Consider the following 980-nt stretch of genomic DNA (forward strand, 5'->3'; position numbering starts at 1 on the left):
CCGATGGAGATCAGCAACACGGTTCCCGGGATGGACCATGCCAGCGCTACGGGCGCGCGCAACCAAAGGCTAAGAAAGATACATGACAAACCCGCCCCCATCGATATCGCAAAGACCCACGACGTGAAAACAGCAGGCGGCACTGCCATCGCGTTAGCCGCCTGAAGATAGATCAGCAACGGGCCAGAATACGAGATCAGCACCGCGAGAAATCCCGCGCCGATTGCCGTGCCTGATACATCCCGCCACCACGGCCGCTTTGTGGAGATCCCCTCAGACAAGGTTGGCATCAGTGGCAGCGACCATCTCATCCATGCTGACTCCGTCAGCCAGTTCCATGACGCGCAGTCCCTTGTCGGTGACTTCAAGAACACCGAGATTGGTAATGATCAGATCGACGACCCCCTTGCCCGTCAGCGGTAACGTGCATTCGCGTAAAACCTTGCTATCGCCGTGTTTGGAGGTGTGATCCATAACAACAACGACACGGCCAACGCCCGCGACGAGATCCATAGCACCGCCCATGCCTTTGACCAGCTTGTCGGGGATCATCCAGTTCGCCAGATCGCCGTTTTCCGCCACTTCCATGGCACCCAGAATAGCCATAGCGATTTTGCCGCCGCGGATCATGCCAAAGCTGGTGGCGCTGTCGAAATACGACGTCTGCGGCTGCTCGGTAATGGTCTGTTTGCCTGCGTTGATCAGGTCGGCGTCCTCGGTTCCTTCAATTGGAAACGGCCCCATACCCAGCATGCCATTTTCCGATTGCAGGGTTACTTCGATGCCTTCGGGGATATGATTGCTGACCAGCGTCGGGATGCCGATGCCAAGATTGACGTACCAGCCATCTTGCAGCTCAAGTGCGGCGCGTGCCGCCATCAAATTGCGATCCCACATTATGCTGTCCTCACTGTGCGTTGCTCTATCCGCTTTTCATGGGTGCCCTGAATGATGCGATGCACATAAATGCCGGGCAGGTG

General features: G+C 56.9%; 2 protein-coding genes and 1 pseudogene. All 3 read right to left on the bottom strand.

Annotation, left to right across the window (positions count from 1 at the left end):
* The coding region (locus tag Q0775_RS19910) for a benzoate/H(+) symporter BenE family transporter (RefSeq protein WP_298865387.1) at positions 1 to 281 on the bottom strand (281 nt) is incomplete at its 3' end.
* A complete protein-coding gene (locus Q0775_RS19915; RefSeq protein ID WP_237272673.1) occupies positions 274 to 900 on the bottom strand; it encodes a 3-oxoacid CoA-transferase subunit B in 627 nt (208 codons plus the stop codon). The genes Q0775_RS19915 and Q0775_RS19910, both read right to left, overlap by 8 nt.
* A pseudogene (locus Q0775_RS19920) lies at positions 897 to 980 on the bottom strand (succinyl-CoA--3-ketoacid-CoA transferase); the annotation flags it as partial. The pseudogene Q0775_RS19920 and the gene Q0775_RS19915, both read right to left, overlap by 4 nt.

The sequence above is a fragment of the uncultured Sulfitobacter sp. genome (assembly GCF_947499945.1).
In the GTDB taxonomy this organism is placed as follows: Bacteria; Pseudomonadota; Alphaproteobacteria; order Rhodobacterales; family Rhodobacteraceae; genus Sulfitobacter.